This window comes from Streptomyces sp. NPDC030222 (assembly GCF_055573115.1).
Map to the genome: position 1 here is coordinate 107,645 of NZ_JBVICA010000001.1, position 15,127 is coordinate 122,771.

16 protein-coding genes are annotated in these 15,127 nt (G+C 70.2%); 6 read left to right on the forward strand and 10 right to left on the reverse strand.

The window, feature by feature from the left end; translation table 11 throughout:
* Nucleotides 1-11: 11 nt before the first annotated feature.
* Nucleotides 12-1,442 (forward strand): pyruvate kinase, encoded by a 1,431-nt coding sequence (pyk, locus tag ACZ4Z5_RS00410; protein WP_468254337.1) that lies wholly within the window; start codon nt 12-14, stop codon nt 1,440-1,442.
* A 106-nt stretch (nt 1,443-1,548) separates the two neighbouring features.
* On the opposite strand, the gene ACZ4Z5_RS00415 is transcribed toward pyk, so the two are convergent.
* From ACZ4Z5_RS00415 to ACZ4Z5_RS00430, 4 genes are all read right to left on the reverse strand, one after another.
* The gene (locus ACZ4Z5_RS00415; RefSeq protein ID WP_468254342.1) at nt 1,549-2,883 is read right to left on the reverse strand and encodes a hypothetical protein; all 1,335 of its coding nucleotides are present in this window, start codon (nt 2,881-2,883) and stop codon (nt 1,549-1,551) included.
* Nucleotides 2,873-3,388, reverse strand: coding sequence for a DUF6114 domain-containing protein (locus ACZ4Z5_RS00420; protein WP_468254346.1), 516 nt, complete (start codon nt 3,386-3,388; stop codon nt 2,873-2,875). The genes ACZ4Z5_RS00415 and ACZ4Z5_RS00420 overlap by 11 nt, the downstream gene beginning before the upstream one ends.
* 101 nt (nt 3,389-3,489) lie before the next feature.
* On the reverse strand, nt 3,490-4,122 hold the full coding sequence (locus tag ACZ4Z5_RS00425; RefSeq protein WP_468254350.1) for a DUF6230 family protein: 633 nt from the start codon (nt 4,120-4,122) through the stop codon (nt 3,490-3,492).
* Between the two features lie 590 nt (nt 4,123-4,712).
* On the reverse strand, nt 4,713-5,690 hold the full coding sequence (locus tag ACZ4Z5_RS00430; RefSeq protein ID WP_468254356.1) for a tetratricopeptide repeat protein: 978 nt from the start codon (nt 5,688-5,690) through the stop codon (nt 4,713-4,715).
* Between the two features lie 293 nt (nt 5,691-5,983).
* On the opposite strand from ACZ4Z5_RS00430, the gene ACZ4Z5_RS00435 reads away from it, so the two are divergent.
* Nucleotides 5,984-6,625, forward strand: coding sequence for a TetR/AcrR family transcriptional regulator (locus ACZ4Z5_RS00435; protein ID WP_468254363.1), 642 nt, complete (start codon nt 5,984-5,986; stop codon nt 6,623-6,625).
* Between the two features lie 21 nt (nt 6,626-6,646).
* Here the strand turns inward: ACZ4Z5_RS00435 and ACZ4Z5_RS00440 are convergent, their stop codons facing one another.
* The 4 genes from ACZ4Z5_RS00440 to ACZ4Z5_RS00455 form a co-directional block, all read right to left on the reverse strand.
* Entirely contained in the window at nt 6,647-8,347 is a 1,701-nt protein-coding gene (locus ACZ4Z5_RS00440; RefSeq protein ID WP_468254368.1) for an acyl-CoA mutase large subunit family protein, read from the reverse strand.
* 84 nt (nt 8,348-8,431) lie between these two features.
* Entirely contained in the window at nt 8,432-8,764 is a 333-nt protein-coding gene (locus tag ACZ4Z5_RS00445; RefSeq protein WP_468254373.1) for a DUF3817 domain-containing protein, read from the reverse strand.
* Nucleotides 8,765-8,831: 67 nt separating this feature from the next.
* Nucleotides 8,832-9,341: a MarR family winged helix-turn-helix transcriptional regulator gene (locus tag ACZ4Z5_RS00450; RefSeq protein WP_468254380.1), complete on the reverse strand. Its 510-nt coding sequence runs from the start codon at nt 9,339-9,341 to the stop codon at nt 8,832-8,834.
* Nucleotides 9,342-9,362: 21 nt separating this feature from the next.
* Nucleotides 9,363-10,568, reverse strand: a complete 1,206-nt coding sequence (locus ACZ4Z5_RS00455) for an MFS transporter (protein ID WP_468254387.1) — start codon at nt 10,566-10,568, stop codon at nt 9,363-9,365.
* A 389-nt stretch (nt 10,569-10,957) separates the two neighbouring features.
* Between ACZ4Z5_RS00455 and ACZ4Z5_RS00460 the strand changes: the two genes are divergently transcribed.
* Complete coding sequence (locus ACZ4Z5_RS00460; protein ID WP_468254392.1) at nt 10,958-11,950, forward strand: ArsR/SmtB family transcription factor; 993 nt, start codon at nt 10,958-10,960, stop codon at nt 11,948-11,950.
* Between the two features lie 146 nt (nt 11,951-12,096).
* Here ACZ4Z5_RS00460 and ACZ4Z5_RS00465 read toward each other — a convergent pair whose 3' ends face one another.
* Complete coding sequence (locus ACZ4Z5_RS00465; protein ID WP_234762221.1) at nt 12,097-12,390, reverse strand: MTH1187 family thiamine-binding protein; 294 nt, start codon at nt 12,388-12,390, stop codon at nt 12,097-12,099.
* On the reverse strand, nt 12,387-12,737 hold the full coding sequence (locus ACZ4Z5_RS00470; RefSeq protein ID WP_468254401.1) for a DUF3817 domain-containing protein: 351 nt from the start codon (nt 12,735-12,737) through the stop codon (nt 12,387-12,389). The genes ACZ4Z5_RS00465 and ACZ4Z5_RS00470 overlap by 4 nt, the downstream gene beginning before the upstream one ends.
* Nucleotides 12,738-12,971: 234 nt before the next feature.
* Here ACZ4Z5_RS00470 and ACZ4Z5_RS00475 point away from each other — a divergent pair, with 234 nt between their 5' ends.
* The 3 genes from ACZ4Z5_RS00475 to ACZ4Z5_RS00485 are packed head-to-tail and all read left to right on the forward strand — an operon-like array spanning nt 12,972 to nt 15,042.
* Entirely contained in the window at nt 12,972-13,610 is a 639-nt protein-coding gene (locus ACZ4Z5_RS00475; RefSeq protein ID WP_468254405.1) for an AIM24 family protein, read from the forward strand.
* Entirely contained in the window at nt 13,610-14,260 is a 651-nt protein-coding gene (locus ACZ4Z5_RS00480) for an AIM24 family protein (RefSeq protein WP_468254409.1), read from the forward strand. Before ACZ4Z5_RS00475 ends, ACZ4Z5_RS00480 begins: the two co-directional genes overlap by 1 nt.
* Nucleotides 14,257-15,042: an AIM24 family protein gene (locus ACZ4Z5_RS00485; RefSeq protein ID WP_468254416.1), complete on the forward strand. Its 786-nt coding sequence runs from the start codon at nt 14,257-14,259 to the stop codon at nt 15,040-15,042. The genes ACZ4Z5_RS00480 and ACZ4Z5_RS00485 overlap by 4 nt, the downstream gene beginning before the upstream one ends.
* Nucleotides 15,043-15,127 lie beyond the last annotated feature (85 nt).

Below are 15,127 nucleotides of genomic sequence, written 5' to 3' on the forward strand. Positions count from 1 at the left end.
GGATCAGCCTCATGCGCCGTTCCAAAATCGTCTGCACACTGGGCCCCGCCGTCGACTCCTACGAGCAGCTGAAAGCGCTCATCGAGGCCGGCATGAACGTGGCCCGTTTCAACATGAGCCACGGGACCCAGGCAGAGCACCAGGAGCGGTACGACCGCCTCCGTCGGGCGGTGGCGGACACCGGCCGCGCCGTCGGTGTGCTCGCTGACCTCCAGGGCCCGAAGATCCGGCTGGAGACCTTCGCCGAGGGACCGGTCGAGCTGGTGCGCGGTGACGAGTTCACCATCACCACCGACGACGTCCCCGGCGACAAGTCCATCTGCGGTACCACCTACAAGGGCCTGCCCGGCGACGTGTCCAAGGGCGACCAGGTCCTGATCAACGACGGCAACGTCGAACTCCAGGTCACCGCGGTCGAGGGCTCGCGGGTGAAGACGATCGTCATCGAGGGCGGCGTCATCTCCGACCACAAGGGCATCAACCTGCCGGGCGCGGCGGTGAACGTCCCGGCACTGTCCGAGAAGGACATCGAGGACCTCCGGTTCGCGCTGCGGATGGGCTGCGACATGGTCGCCCTCTCCTTCGTCCGGGACGCCAACGACGTCAAGGACGTCCACCGCGTGATGGACGAGGAGGGCCGCCGGGTCCCGGTCATCGCCAAGGTCGAGAAGCCGCAGGCCGTCGAGAACATGGACGCCGTCGTCGCGGCGTTCGACGGTGTCATGGTGGCCCGTGGCGACCTGGCCGTCGAGTACCCGCTGGAGCGGGTGCCGATGGTGCAGAAGCGACTGATCGAGCTCTGCCGGCGCAACGCCAAGCCCGTGATCGTCGCCACCCAGATGATGGAATCGATGATCACCAACTCGCGCCCGACCCGCGCCGAGGCCTCCGACGTGGCCAACGCGATCCTGGACGGTGCCGACGCGGTCATGCTGTCCGCGGAGTCCTCGGTCGGCGCGTTCCCGATCGAGACGGTCCGGACCATGTCGAAGATCGTCCAGGCGGCGGAGGAGGAGCTGCTCTCCAAGGGTCTCCAGCCCCTCGTCCCCGGCAAGAAGCCGCGCACCCAGGGCGGCTCGATCGCCCGCGCCGCCTGCGAGATCGCCGACTTCCTCGGCGGCCGGGCACTGGTCGCGTTCACCAAGTCCGGCGACACCGCCCGCCGGCTCTCCCGCTACCGCGCGGAGCAGCCGATCCTCGCCTTCACCACGGACGAGTCCACCCGTAACCAGCTCACCCTGAGCTGGGGCGTCGAGTCCTACCTGGTGCCCTTCGTGGAGTCCACCGACCGGATGGTCGACCTGGTCGACGCCGAGGTGCTCAAGCTCCAGCGCTACAACGCGGGCGACATCGTGGTGATGACCGCCGGCTCGCCCCCGGGCGTGCCCGGCACCACCAACATGGTCCGTGTCCACCACCTCGGCGCGGAGGGCCGCGCCTGACACCCGGCGGCCGGCTCACCCGGCCGAGAACGACGGTGGCCCGCACCCACGGGGGGTGCGGGCCACCGTCGTTTCCGCGGCTCCCGGAAATCTGCCGACGGGGTGCTCAGCCGCCGTTGTAGAAATTCTTGAGGCCGGGGACCCTCAGGGTCCCGCCGAACTGGCCGGCCTGCTTCACCTTGGCGTTGGTGAAGAAGGCGAAGGGGACGTCCAGCGGAGGCGGGGTCTGCGGGCTGAACGTGACCGGGATGAGGCCGAAGAGGTTGCCCTTCAGCTCCTCCGTGTACATGGTGACCGTGCCGTTGCGGATGGTCGAGGTGGAACCCGGGTCCGAAGTCACGTGTGCGGTGGTGCCGTTCGGACCGACGACCAGCTGGTGCAGGTCCTTGATGTCGATCGACGTCGCGGTGAACTTCAGCGCCTTCTTGATCTTGCCGCTGCCCGTCTTCACCTCGACGATGCCGTGGTACTTGAGACCGCTCAGGGTGAGCCGGGAGCTCTCCAGGCGCCACGGGTCGTCCGGCAGGAGCGGGATGCCCGGCTCCAGTTCGGCGGCGGCGAGCGCTTCGGGGTCCGCGGTCGGACACGGGAAGCGGGGCTTGCCGTCGGCGCCCTCCGGGATGTCCTCGTCCTTGCGCGGCTCCAGGCCCTTGGCGTCCTCGTCGAGTTCCTCGACGGTGACGCCCGCCTTCGCGGCGGCGTCACGGATCGCGTCGGCGGTCGGGTCGGACGGCGAGTCCGTCTCCTCCGCCTTGCTCTCGCCGGACGTCTTGCTCGCCTCGGCCGCCTTGTCCGCCACCTTCTCGACCTCGGCGGCCGGCTGCTCGGCGGGGGCGGTGGGCTTCGGGGCCTCGGTCGTGGCCGCGGACGGCTGCTCGGTGGGCGTGGTCGTGGACGGCGTCGGCTTGTCCGGACCGTCGAGCAGGTCCTTGATGGCTGCGCCGACACCCAGCGGGTCGAGCGGGTTGATCTTCTCGGGCTCCGAAGTGGCGGGAGCCGCCGGCGTCGGGGCGGTGGTCTGCCCGGCGGCCGGTCCGGTGGGCGCCGGAGTGGCGCCCGGCTCGGGCTCGTCGGCCGGCCCGGTGGGCTCGGCCGGCTTGGTGGCACCCGGCGACGGCTGCTCCGCCGGCTTGTCCTCGTCCGCGGACTCGGTCGCGGACGGCGACGGGGACGCGGACTCCTCCGGCTGCGGCTCGTCCGAACGCGTCACGCACGGACCGGGGGCGAACGGGATGTCGTTCTCGTCGGCGATGGCCAGCTTGGGTGTGAGGCCCATCCCGACGAACACCGCGGTGGGCATCGCGGCCAGGGCCATCGCCTTGCCCGCGGGCACATGCAACTTGGTCAGCAGCGATTTCTTCGGGGCCGCGTGGCGCGGCCCCTTTCTCGTACGGGGCCCCTCGCCGTCAGCACCGATCAGCTGCGATTCATCACCCCGCACTGTTCCTCCCGCCGTTGGCGTCGACCGTCGTGTCCGTGCTCTCACCGCTCCACTGAGCGGGTACTGCCTCGCTCCCCGCAGCCGGCTCCGCCGGCGCATCCTTCGGCGCCTCGCCCGGCGCCCACGAAAGGGAGAGCGCACCGCCGACGAGGGCGAAGAGGAAGCCGATCAAGAAGCCGCCGATGTTGGACACCGGGAGGGACACCAGTGCCAGCAGGATCGCCGCGACACCCGCGAAGACCCGGACCACACTGTGGAACCACATGGTGAGACCGAGCGTCACCAGCAGTACGCCGATGATCAGCGACCCCGCACCGGCCGTGGTGGCCATGGCGAGCGTCATGTGGCCGAGCTTGAGACTGGCGTAAGGGAAGTAGGCAATCGGCACACCGCCGAGCATGGTGAACAGGCCTGCCCAGAAGGGGCGGTTGCCTCGCCAGGCCCGGAAGCGCTGCTTGAGGACGCGGAGATAGTGCTCGTTGTGTCCCTGTGTCTCGGCGCTCATGGATAGTGCTCCCTGGAACCGGTGGTGCTGTGAGGGGAAAGAAGGAAAAGAATCGGGCGGGCAGGTCCGCGCCAGGCTTCCCCGCCCGCCCTGGGGAGTGCTTAGAAGCACTCCTTGACGCCCTTGTGCAGCTTCAGGCTCAGGTCGGGGAGCTTGAAGGTGCCCGCGGTCGTGGCCCAGGCCGTCTGCTCGACGTTCGTCAGCTTCGCCACATCGGCGCGCTGCGCGAATCCGAACGGGTTGGCCTTGGTGCCCGGCTGGATGCCGGTCTTGTTGCTCTTGTCGCCGGCCGCGACACCGATGTCGATGTTCTCGAACTCGGCGTCCGCCTCGAGCTGGGCGACATCGAGGTAGATGTTCGTCGCCTCGATCTTGTCCTTGCCGGTGCCCGCGCGCAGCTCCAGGCTGACCGCGCCGAAGACCGGCACGTCGGGCGTGACGACGGACTGGCACATGTTGGAGATGGTCGCCCGGCCGAAGCCGGAGACCGCCACCGGGTGCAGCGTCTTGCCACCCTTGAGGTCATGACCCTCGGCAAGGCTGCCGTACTGGATGAAGTCGTAACCCGTGAGGCTCTCGGCCTTCACCTTGAAGCTCTGGCCCGACACGCTGAACGAGGCGGCGAGTGCGCCCTGCGCCAGACCGACGCCGATCGCGGCAGTCGCCGCGATGCTCGGGACCATGACGACGGCGAACCGCTTCCATCTGGTCCCGCCACGAACTTGGGACTGCATAAGTTCCTCCTTCTCGGACGTACATCTCCGGAGGGGCTGTGGGCCCGCCCTGGGATGGGAGAAGTGCTACGTCCTCGGGAAGGAGAGCGCCCTGTCTTCAGGCGCGTACCGCGTCCGAAACACCGGCGATCACCCCCGAGCGACAACCACTGGCCACGCCTTCGCGCAACCTGCATTGGACAGGCCCTGCCCGCGGGGGCAGGAACCCCCCTGTCCTCGGCCGGCGTCAGTGCCGCCGACCCACTCGGTGGGGACCCATGTCGCCCTGCTCCGGATGGCTCCCGGGACTGGTGCGGTAACGGACCGAGCGTGGCCGATCGTGGTCCATTCACGGCGCGGGCACAAGGGGGTTCGTTACTCGCTAGTAACGGACGGATAACCGGCGCGCGCCCGGAGGGTCTCGGGCGGGCACTCACGGTTCCGCGACGGCGCCCGGCATAACCTGAAATGGAATCCCAAAGAGGGACAGAAAACCCAAGATTCTTTACTGCCAGTAACAGCGGCCGCGTTTACCAAGTTTTGGTAAAGCGCGGCCGCGTGCGTCGCCGTGTCGTCAAATCGCCACAGGGTGCCTCAGCGGCACCCGGGGCTCAGAAGAGCACCCTCGCCAACGCCGTACGGGCGGCCGAAACGCGCGGATCCTCGGTGCCGACGACCTCGAAGAGCTCCAGCAGCCGCAGCCGTGCGGCGTCCCGGTCCTCCCCCGCCGTACGGCGCACGGTCTCGACGAGCCGGCCGAACGCGTCCTGGACGTGTCCCCCGACGAGATCGAGGTCCGCCGCGGCGATCTGGGCCTGCACATCGGTGGGGTTGCCCGCGGCGTTCCGCCGGACTTCCTGGGCGTCCATGTGCTGCACCCGTGACAGCAGCTCGGCCTGCGCCAGGCCCAACGACGCCTCGGTGTTGCCCGGGTCGTCGGCCAGCACGTTCTTGTAGGCCTGGACGGCGCCGGGGAGGTCACCGGCGTCCAGTGCGCGCACGGCCGCTTCCAGCAGTGCGTCGTGGGGCCCGGCCGGCACGGCGGCCTGCTCGCCGCCGTCCGCCGCGCCATCGGCGTCGGCGTCGACGGTCAGTCCGGTGAGGCCGAAGCGCTGCTCGGCGACCTGGATGAGCTGGTCCAGGGTGGCGCGGATCTGCGCCTCGGGCGCGGCGCCCTGGAAGAGCGGCAGGGCCTGACCGGCCACCACCGCGAAGACGGCCGGGATCCCCTGGATCCCGAACTGCTGCATCAGCATCTGGTTGGCGTCGACGTCGATCTTCGCCAGCACGAACCGGCCGCTGTAGTCGTGGGCCAGGCGCTCCAGCAGCGGGCCCAGCTGCTTGCACGGCTCGCACCACTCGGCCCAGAAGTCGATGACGACCGGGACCTCGTTGGAGCGCATCAGGATCTCGCGCTCGAAGTCCGCCTCATTGACTTCGATCACCAGACTCGCGGGGGAGACGGCCCCGCCACCGCCCTGCCTGGCGGCTTCGGCGCGCGCCTGCTCGGCCTTGGCCTTGGCCTCACCGGCCGCCTTCACCGCTGCGAGGTCGACGACGCCGCTCATGGACATGTTCCTAGGCTGCATGGGTCCATCCTCCCCCCTCCGCGGTGCTGCCGTGACGTCTCTGCCCTGCGCGAACCACGCTTATGCGCACCCTGTCGACACAAGGAGGCGCACAGATGGACGTGGTACGGAATTCCGGTGTATGTCGCGCCCTGGTCCCCACCCGGGCGCCGGTGGTTGTCACTCGTAGGAGCTCGTACGTTCCAAGCTTTCGCTACGAGTCGTAGCGTAACTGCAAGGGCGCCCCGCAGAACAGGGTTTTCCGGTGATCTGCCTCACGGGCTGTTCTCCTACCGGCCGGTATGGTCACCGCCATGTCCCGTCACGACAGCCCGCACCCCGCCACGGCCGCGCGCACCGGAAGGCCGCGCAGCGCCACCGCCGACGCCGCGATCCTGGACGCCACCAGGGCGGCGCTGGTCGAACTGGGCTGGTCGAAGCTGACGATGGGGGACGTGGCCACCCGGGCGGGAGTCGCCAAGACGACGCTCTACCGGCGCTGGGCCAACAAGAACGATCTCGTCGTGGACGCCGTGTCGGTCCTCTTCGACGAGATAGAGCTGCCCGACCGGGGCAGTCTGGCGGCCGATGTCGAGGGCGTGGTGCTGGAGTTCGCGGCGCTGCTGGAACGCCCCGAGGCGAAGACCGCCCTGATGGCGGTGGTGGCGGAGTCCACCCGTGACGAGGCACTGCGCGAACGCATCCGCACCTCGATCGTGGAACGCCAGAAGCGGCTCGTGCTCGAGGGCCGGGCCCGGGCGCAGGAGCGCGGCGAGCTGCCCGAGGAGGCGGACGAGGCGGGGGCCGCCCGGACCGCCGACCTGATCTTCGACGTGATCGCCGGCGCGGTGGTGCACCGCGCACTGGTGAGCGCCGAGCCCATCGACGCCGACTGGGCCCGCCGCTTCACCCTGCTGCTGCTCGCCGGCCTCGGTGCGGCAGCCGCTGCGCCCTGAGGGGCCGCCGCGCCCGGACCGTCAGAAGCCCGCGGGCTCCGTGTACGTGCCCCACTCGTCGCGGAGCGCGTTGCAGATCTCTCCCAGCGTCGCTTCGGCGCGCACCGCGTCCAGCATCGGCCCGATCATGTTGGAGCCGTCCCGCGCGGCGGCGAGCATGGCGTCCAGCGCGGTGCGGACGGCCGCGTCGTCCCGGCGCTCCTTGCGCTCGCCGAGGACCCGCACCTGCTCCCACTCGACCTCGTGGCTGACGCGCAGGATCTCCAGGTCGCCGGTGACCGAGCCGTGGTGGACGTTCACCCCGACGACCCGCTTGTCGCCCTTCTCCAGAGCCTGCTGGTAACGGAAGGCCGACTCGGCGATCTCGCCGGTGAACCATCCGTCCTCGATACCCCGCAGGATGCCCGAGGTGATCGGACCGATGGGGTGCTGCCCGTCCGGGTGGGCGCGTAGTCCGCGTTCCTTGATCTGGTCGAAGATCTTCTCGGCGTCGGCCTCGATGCGGTCGGTGAGCTGCTCGACGTACCAGGAACCGCCCAGCGGGTCGGCCACGTTGGCGACGCCGGTCTCCTCCATCAGCACCTGCTGGGTGCGCAGCGCGATCTCGGCGGCCTGCTCGGACGGCAGGGCGAGGGTCTCGTCGAGGGCGTTGGTGTGCAGCGAGTTGGTGCCGCCGAGCACGGCCGCCAGTGCCTCCACCGCGGTACGGACCACGTTGTTGTAGGGCTGCTGCGCCGTCAGGGAGACGCCCGCGGTCTGGGTGTGGAAGCGCAGCCACTGCGCCTTGTCCGTCCTGGCGCTGTACACGTCGCGCATCCAGCGGGCCCAGATCCGGCGTGCGGCGCGGAACTTGGCGATCTCCTCGAAGAAGTCGACGTGCGCGTCGAAGAAGAAGGAGAGACCGGGGGCGAAGACGTCGACGTCCAGGCCGCGGGAGAGACCCAGCTCGACGTAGCCGAACCCGTCGGCGAGGGTGTAGGCGAGCTCCTGCGCGGCCGTCGCGCCGGCCTCGCGGATGTGGTAGCCGGAGACCGACAGGGGTTTGTACGCCGGGATGTTCCGGGCGCAGTGCTCCATCAGGTCGCCGATCAGCCGCAGATGGGGCTCGGGCTCGAAGAGCCACTCCTTCTGGGCGATGTACTCCTTGAAGATGTCCGTCTGGAGGGTGCCGTTGAGGACGGACGGGTCGACGCCCTGGCGCTCGGCGGCCACCAGGTACATGCAGAAGGCCGGGACGGCCGGGCCGCTGATGGTCATGGAGGTGGTCACGTCGCCGAGCGGGATGTCCTTGAACAGGACCTCCATGTCGGCGGCCGAGTCGATGGCGACGCCGCAGTGGCCGACCTCGCCGAGCGAGCGGTCGTCGTCGGAGTCGCGCCCCATCAGGGTGGGCATGTCGAAGGCCACCGAGAGACCGCCGCCGCCCGCGGCGAGGATCATCTTGTAGCGCTCGTTGGTCTGCTCCGCGTTGCCGAACCCGGCGAACTGGCGGATGGTCCAGGTGCGGCCCCGGTAGCCGGTCGGGTACAGACCGCGGGTGTACGGGAACTCCCCGGGCCAGCCGATCCGCTCGAAACCCTCGTACCTGTCGCCGGGACGCGGCCCGTAGGCCGGCTCGACCGGGTCCCCGGACAGCGTGGTGAAGTCGGCGTCCCGCTTGCGTGCGGCGTCGTATCGCGCCTGCCAGCGGCGGCGTCCCTCTTCGATGGCGTCAGCGTCCATGCTTCGAATTTACTAGGACGTCCAAGTAAATGTCGATGGCAGACCGCCACGAACGTGTTCGCGGCGGTCGGGACGGGCTGCGCGTCAGGCCTTGGCGGGTTCCGCGGCGGCGTCCGCGATCAGCGGCTCGACCTCCGCGGCGACCTGGCGCTCGACGAAGAAGGCCGCCAGCGGGATGGTGCCGGAGACCAGCACCCACAGGAGCCTGCCGAACTTCCACTTCGCCTTGGACCCCAGGTCGAAGGCGAACACCAGGTAGATCATGAAGAGCACGCCGTGGATCTGCGAGATCACGAACGTGACGTCCTCGCCGGTGTCGAAGCCGTACTTGAAAACCATGCTCGTGCAGAGCACGAGCAGCATCACGGCGGTGACGTAGGCCATCACCCGGTAGCGGGTCAGCACGCTGCGTTTCATGCGGACGAGCGTAACCGCCCGGTTTGGGCGATCTTCGCGCGGGCCGGGGTGTCCGGCCCGGACACCCCTAGCCCTCGTCGAAGTCGTGGGCCGCGACCCGCAGCGGCCGGAGCATCGCGAAGAGCTCCGCGCACTCCTCCGCGTCGTAGACCCCGAGGCCGAAGTCCATGGCCATGAGGTCCCGGGTGGCCGCCTCGACGACCTCACGGCCCTTCCCGGTGATGGAGGCGAGGGTGCCACGGCCGTCGTTGGGGTTGGGACGCTTGGCGACGAGACCCGACTTGACCAGGCGGTCGACGGTGTTGGTCACGGAAGTGGGGTGCACCATCAGACGCTCGCCGATCTTGGACATCGGCAGCTCGCCCGCCTTGGAGAAGGTGAGCAGCACGAGTGCCTCGTAGCGCGCGAACGTCAGCCCGTACGGCTTGACCACCGCGTCGACCTCGGCGAGCAGGATCTGGTGCGCACGCATGATCGAGGTGATCGCGGCCATCGACGGCGCGGGGCCCCAGCGCTTCCGCCAGAGTTCGTCGGCTCGGGCGATGGGGTCGAAGGGGAGGCTGAGCGGCTTCGGCACGCTCCCGACCTTACCCATTGGTCATATGGTGGTCAGCTCCGTCTCGTTCCTCGGTCGGATGCCTTCCGTTCTGCGCACCTCGAGAAGGAGCGCGAGCATGCACAGCGTGCCCACGACACCGAACACCGCCACCGCCCGGTGCACCGGCATCGTCTCGGCCAGGGCCCCTGCGAGCACCATCCCGACGCCCTGCACGGTCATCATCCCCGCCGTCATCAGCGTCATCGCCCTGCCCCGCAGGTCCTCCGGCACGGCGTCGACGTACCACCGGTCGAGGCCCAGGGTGTAGGCCTCGGCGAGCCCGGACAGCACCAGCGCGGCCATGGCCGTCGGCACGCCCGGCCGCAGTGCGTACAGCGCCAGCGGCAGCAGGACCACGGCGGCGAGCGGTACGACGATCCGCTCCCGGGTCGCCGGGGCGAGGCGGGAGCCGGCGAACAGTTCGCCCACGATGGCCCCGACGGGCATCGCGCACATCATCAGCCCCAGCAGGGCCGGGGACGCGCCGATCGCATCGGCGTAGGGGGCGGCCAGCGCCTCGGGCGCCACCACGAACATGGGCGGCACCCAGAACATCAGGGTGAGCGCGCGGATCCGGCGGTCGCCGAGGACCAGCCGCGCGCCGGCCAGCGAGTCCCGGAGCAGCGCCCCGCCCTCCCCCGCCCTCGCGGGCCTGCGCCGGGTGCCGAAGCGGAGCAGCACGGCGGAGCCGAGGAAGGTGACGGCGGTGACGCCGAGGGCGCCGCGGGGCGGGACGACGGTGAGCAGTAGTCCGCCCACGCCGAACCCGGCCAGCAGGGCGCTCTGCGACACGATCCGCAGCAGCGACCGCCCGAGGACGTACAGGTCGCCCTCGCCGAGGATGTCGGTCAGGGTCGCCGTCCGCGTCCCCTGGAACACCGGCGACACCGCGGCGACGGCGCAGCGCAGCACGAGCAGCACCGCGACAGGGGTGGCGGGCAGCACCATCAGGGCGGCGCACGCGGCACACACGAGGTCGCAGACGACCAGCACCCGGCGCGGCGGATACCGGTCGGCGACGGAGGCGAGCAGGGTGCCGCCGGCCAGGTAGGGCAGGAAGCCGAGGGCGAAGGTGAGGGCGCTGAGCAGGGGTGAGCCGGTCAGGTCGTAGACGAGCACGGTGAGGGCGATCTCGCTGACGACGACACCGAGCAGGGACATGAGGTGTGCGGCGAACACGGCACGGAACTCGCGGACGGCGAACACCCGCCGGTATCCGCCGCCGGTTTCTGCAGGGGGCGGCGGGGCGGGCTGTCCGGTGGCCGGCGGGACGCACTCTCCGGCAATCCTCTGGCCGGTCTCTCCGGTGGTGCGCGGACCGGCCTCACCGGCGGCCGACCGGACAGCATCATCCGCGATCCGCGGACCGGCCTCTCCCGCGGTCGGCCGGACAGCTTCATCCCTGGTCCGCGGGGCGGTCTCACCGGCGACCCATGGGGCGGTTCCTCCCATGGGCGGTGGGGCTGGGGCGTTCCGTTCGGTGCCCGCTGGTGCGTGAGCGGGCTGGGAATGATCCGTAGGCATGGCAGGGAGCGTGCCCGGACCCCGGACCGGGACCCTAGACTTTCGGTTCAGGACGAATCCCGGAGGCTCCTGTGCCGTTCCACCTGCACTTCGGCGAATCCGATCCGCTGCGCTGCCGCTTCGCGATCTCGCCGCTGTGGGAGACGCAGGAAGCCGTGCGGATGCTGAAGCGGCCGGACCGGCAGAACTACCACCTGCCCTATCTGCGCCGGATCAGGGAGGCGGCCGCCGGACTCGACCTGGCCCCGGTGTGGCTGCTGATGCCCCCGCGGGGACACAACCCGGACTTCCTGGGGCCGCCCCCGATCGGGCCGGCCGCGTCGTTCGCCGAGGAGATCGCCGCGGTGCGGGCCGCCGACCCCGCGGCGGCCCGCGAGGACATGGCCAAGTCGCTGGCGTGCAGCCCGGGTTCCGCGGAGACCCCGGTCGCCCGACGGCTGCTGGAGGACCCGGCGCGCGCGGTGCGGGAGCTCGCGGATCTGATGGAACTGGCCTGGCACACCCTCGTCGAGCCCGACTGGCCGCGGCTGCGGGCCCTGCTGGAGGCCGACGTCGCGTACCACTCCCGGCGGCTGGCGGAGGTGGGCCTGGAACGGCTGGTGGGGGAGCTCCATCCGAGCCTGAGGTTCGACGGTCCGACGCTCACCATCGCGAAGGACCACGACCACTGCCGGGAGCTCGACGGCCGCGGGGTGGTGCTGATGCCGAGCGCCTTCTCCTGGCCGGACCTGGTGAGCGGGTTCGAGCCGCCCTGGCAGCCCACGGTGGTGTACCCGGCACGGGGCATCGGCGGCCTGTGGACGGAGAGCCCGGACCGCACCCCGGAGGTCCTGGCGCGCCTGATGGGCCGGGCTCGGGCCGACGTCCTGTGCGCCCTCGACGATCCGGGCACGACGACGGGCCTGGCCCACCGCCTGGGCCTCGCGCCCTCGTCCGTATCGGCGCACCTGTCGGCCCTGCGCGACGCGGGGCTGCTGACCTCACGCCGCTATGGTCACCAAGTGCTGTACGAACGGACCCCGTTGGGCCTCGCCCTCCTGAGCGGCGGACCGCCGGGGGCCTGAGCCCGGTGGTCTCGGCCGCCGGCCGCGCGGTCCGGCCCGGGTGCATGTGCGCACGGCGCGAGGGGGACCGGGGCACGACGAGGCCCCCGGCCAGGCAGCTTCGGTTCATGAGGTCGTTGCAGGGCCGGCGCGACCTACATCACGTCCTAGCCGGCGAGGTGACGCTCGACCGTCTCCACCTTGGAGGTGAGGCCGTCCGTGACGCCCGGACGGATGTCGGCCTTGAGCACCAGGGACACGCGCGGCGCGCGGGCCTCGACGGCGGCGACGGCGCGCTTCACGACGTCCATCACCTCGTCCCACTCCCCCTCGACCGAGGTGAACATGGCGTCGGTGCGGTTCGGCAGGCCGGACTCGCGCACCACCCGGACCGCGTCGGCGACGTACTCCCCCACATCCTCGCCGACACCCAGCGGGGTGACCGAGAAGGCAACGATCATGCGTTGACGACGCCTTCCTTGCGGGCGCGGGAGGCGACCACGCCGTCGCGCTCGTAGCGCTTGAGGAGCTTGTCGCCGTAGAGGCCGCCGAACGGCAGCAGGGCCAGGAGGAAGAAGAACGCCACCCGCTTCAGCGGCCACTTCGCCTTGTTCCACACGTCGAGCAGGAACAGTGCGTAGCCCACGAACAGCACACCATGGATCATGCCGAGCGGCATCATCAGGTAGTCGATGTCCGAGATCCGGCTCAGCAGGGAGCCGAAGATCAGCAGGGCCGGGAAGGACAGGGCCTCGGGAACGGACACGAGGCGCAGTCGGTGCAGGGCGGAAGCGGTCTTGACGTCCACGGGGACACCTTCGGTCGGGAGGGGGCGTTGGGCCGTACTTGCGAGCCGCCTTTGTGAACGGATGCACAAGCGGCCCCATTGTGGCACCCTCCCGCAGCGCACGGTTTCCGGGGGTGCCGCGACCGCGTCGGGTTCGCCTCGGGGTCGGCTCGGGTCCGACTCCGGGACGGCTCGGGGTCGGCATCGTTCCATGGGTGCTGTCGGTATGCGGCCGGGCCGGATACCGTCTCGCCCGTGGCTCAGTTCCGACTTCAAGGCAGCAAGGTGCTCGCCGTCTCCATGACGGGCGATGCCGTCAAAGCGAAGAACGGCTCGATGGTCGCCTATGACGGCCAGATGGCGTTCAAGAAGATGACCGGGGGCGGTGAGGGTCTGCGCGGCATGGTGACCCGTCGCCTCACCGGCGAGCAGATGACCGTGATGGAGGTGAAGGGACACGGCACCTGCTACTTCGCCGACCGCGCGAGTGAGATCAATCTCGTCTCGCTGAACGGCGACAAGCTGTTCGTCGAGGCCAGCAACCTGCTCTGCACCGACGGCGGCCTGCGCACCGGCACCACTTTCACCGGACTGCGCGGCGCGTCGCAGGGCAACGGGCTGTTCACCACGACCGTCGAGGGGACCGGCCAGGCCGCGATCATCTCCGACGGGCCCGCGGTGGTCCTGCGTGTCACCCCGCAGTACCCGCTGTCCGTGGACCCGGGGGCGTACATCGCGCACCAGGGCAATCTCCAGCAGCACTTCCAGTCCGGGGTGACGTTCCGGACGCTCATCGGCGAGGGCTCCGGCGAGGCGTTCCAGATCCGCTTCGAGGGCGACGGTCTGGTCTACGTGCAGCCGAGCGAGCGGAACACCGTGGGCGGTGAGGTCTGATGCCGTTCCGCGAGGTCAACTCCAAGATGATCGAGGCCACGGTCGTGCCCGGCCAGCGGCTGTACAGTCAGCGGGGCGCGATGCTCGCCTACCAGGGCGACGTCTCGTTCACCCCGAACATCCAGGGCGGCCAGGGCGGCATCGCGTCCATGATCGGCCGCCGGATCGCCAACGAGGCGACCCCGCTGATGACGGTCGAGGGCAGCGGCACGGTGATGTTCGGCCACGGCGGCCACCACATCCAGGTGATCAACCTGACCGGTGACACCCTCTACGTCGAGGCCGACCGGCTGCTCGCCTTCGACGGCACGCTCCAGCAGGGCACGATGTTCATGGGCTCACAGGGCGGGGTCATGGGCATGGTGCGCGGCCAGGTGACCGGCCAGGGCCTGTTCACCACCACCCTCCAGGGGCACGGGGCCGTCGCGGTGATGGCCCACGGCGGTGTCATCGAACTGCCCATCACTCCGCAGAGCCCGGTGCACGTCGACCCGCAGGCCTACGTCGCGCACCACGGCGACGTGCGCAACAAGCTGTCGGCGGCGCTCGGCTGGCGCGACATGGTGGGCCGCGGCTCGGGCGAGGCCTTCCAGCTGGAGCTGTCCGGGAACGGCGCGGTGTACGTACAGGCCTCGGAGGAGAAGCTGTGACCAGCCCTGTGATCTTCGATCCGTACTCCCTGCCGTCCGACGACAACGTCAACGCCTACACCTTCTGCGTGGAACTCAAGGGCAGCCAGTGGTTCCTGCAGAAGGGAAAGATGATCGCCTACTACGGGCAGATCGAGTTCAACGGGATCGGTCACGGCCGGCTCGACCGGCTGGTGCGGACGAGCTTCCACTCGCCGCTGCACGCCGGCGACTGGGTGGTCGCCGAGGGCTCGGGCAAGATGCTGCTGGCGGACCGGGCGTTCGACGTGAACTCCTACGACCTCGACGAAGGCAATCTGACGATCCGGGCGGGCAACCTCCTCGCCTACCAGCCGTCGCTGGCGCTGAAGCAGTCGATCGTGCCCGGGTTCCTGACACTCATCGGGACCGGGAAGTTCGTGGCCGCCTCGAACGGGCCCGTGGTCTTCATGGAGCCGCCGATCCGGGTGGATCCGCAGGCGCTGGTCGGCTGGGCGGACTGCCCGTCGCCCTGTCACCACTACGACCACGGCTATATGAGCGGGGTGATGGGCGGCCTGCGGGCGCTCACCGGGGTCGGCGGCGCCTCCGGCGAGGAGCACCAGTTCGAGTTCGTCGGCGCGGGCACGGTGCTGCTCCAGTCCACCGAGGTGCTGATGCCGGATTTGGCCACCGGCACGCTTCCGCACGAGCCCGGAATTCCGGGTGGAGGCGCCTCATCAGGGCACATGTCCGGTTCGCCGTCGGGGGTGCCGCGTCTTCCCGGCCAGCTGGGGGACCTCCAGCGTCGCTTCGGGCTGTGAGCGGTAGTCTGCGGAGTGTGACGTCGAACGCCTGCACAGGGCGAATAGGGTGCGGTGTGTCCGGTATGACCGGCCACACCGCGCC

What these genes read in the sequence shown, in the direction of transcription:
- ACZ4Z5_RS00435 (WP_468254363.1), top strand. Translation starts at nt 5,984, where the DNA reads ATGTCCCGTCACGACAGCCCGCACCCCGCCACGGCCGCGCGCACCGGA.
- ACZ4Z5_RS00430 (WP_468254356.1), bottom strand. Translation starts at nt 5,690, where the DNA reads ATGCAGCCTAGGAACATGTCCATGAGCGGCGTCGTCGACCTCGCAGCG.
- ACZ4Z5_RS00465 (WP_234762221.1), bottom strand. Translation starts at nt 12,390, where the DNA reads ATGATCGTTGCCTTCTCGGTCACCCCGCTGGGTGTCGGCGAGGATGTG.
- pyk (WP_468254337.1), top strand. Translation starts at nt 12, where the DNA reads ATGCGCCGTTCCAAAATCGTCTGCACACTGGGCCCCGCCGTCGACTCC.
- ACZ4Z5_RS00480 (WP_468254409.1), top strand. Translation starts at nt 13,610, where the DNA reads ATGCCGTTCCGCGAGGTCAACTCCAAGATGATCGAGGCCACGGTCGTG.
- ACZ4Z5_RS00440 (WP_468254368.1), bottom strand. Translation starts at nt 8,347, where the DNA reads ATGGACGCTGACGCCATCGAAGAGGGACGCCGCCGCTGGCAGGCGCGA.
- ACZ4Z5_RS00420 (WP_468254346.1), bottom strand. Translation starts at nt 3,388, where the DNA reads ATGAGCGCCGAGACACAGGGACACAACGAGCACTATCTCCGCGTCCTC.
- ACZ4Z5_RS00425 (WP_468254350.1), bottom strand. Translation starts at nt 4,122, where the DNA reads ATGCAGTCCCAAGTTCGTGGCGGGACCAGATGGAAGCGGTTCGCCGTC.
- ACZ4Z5_RS00445 (WP_468254373.1), bottom strand. Translation starts at nt 8,764, where the DNA reads ATGAAACGCAGCGTGCTGACCCGCTACCGGGTGATGGCCTACGTCACC.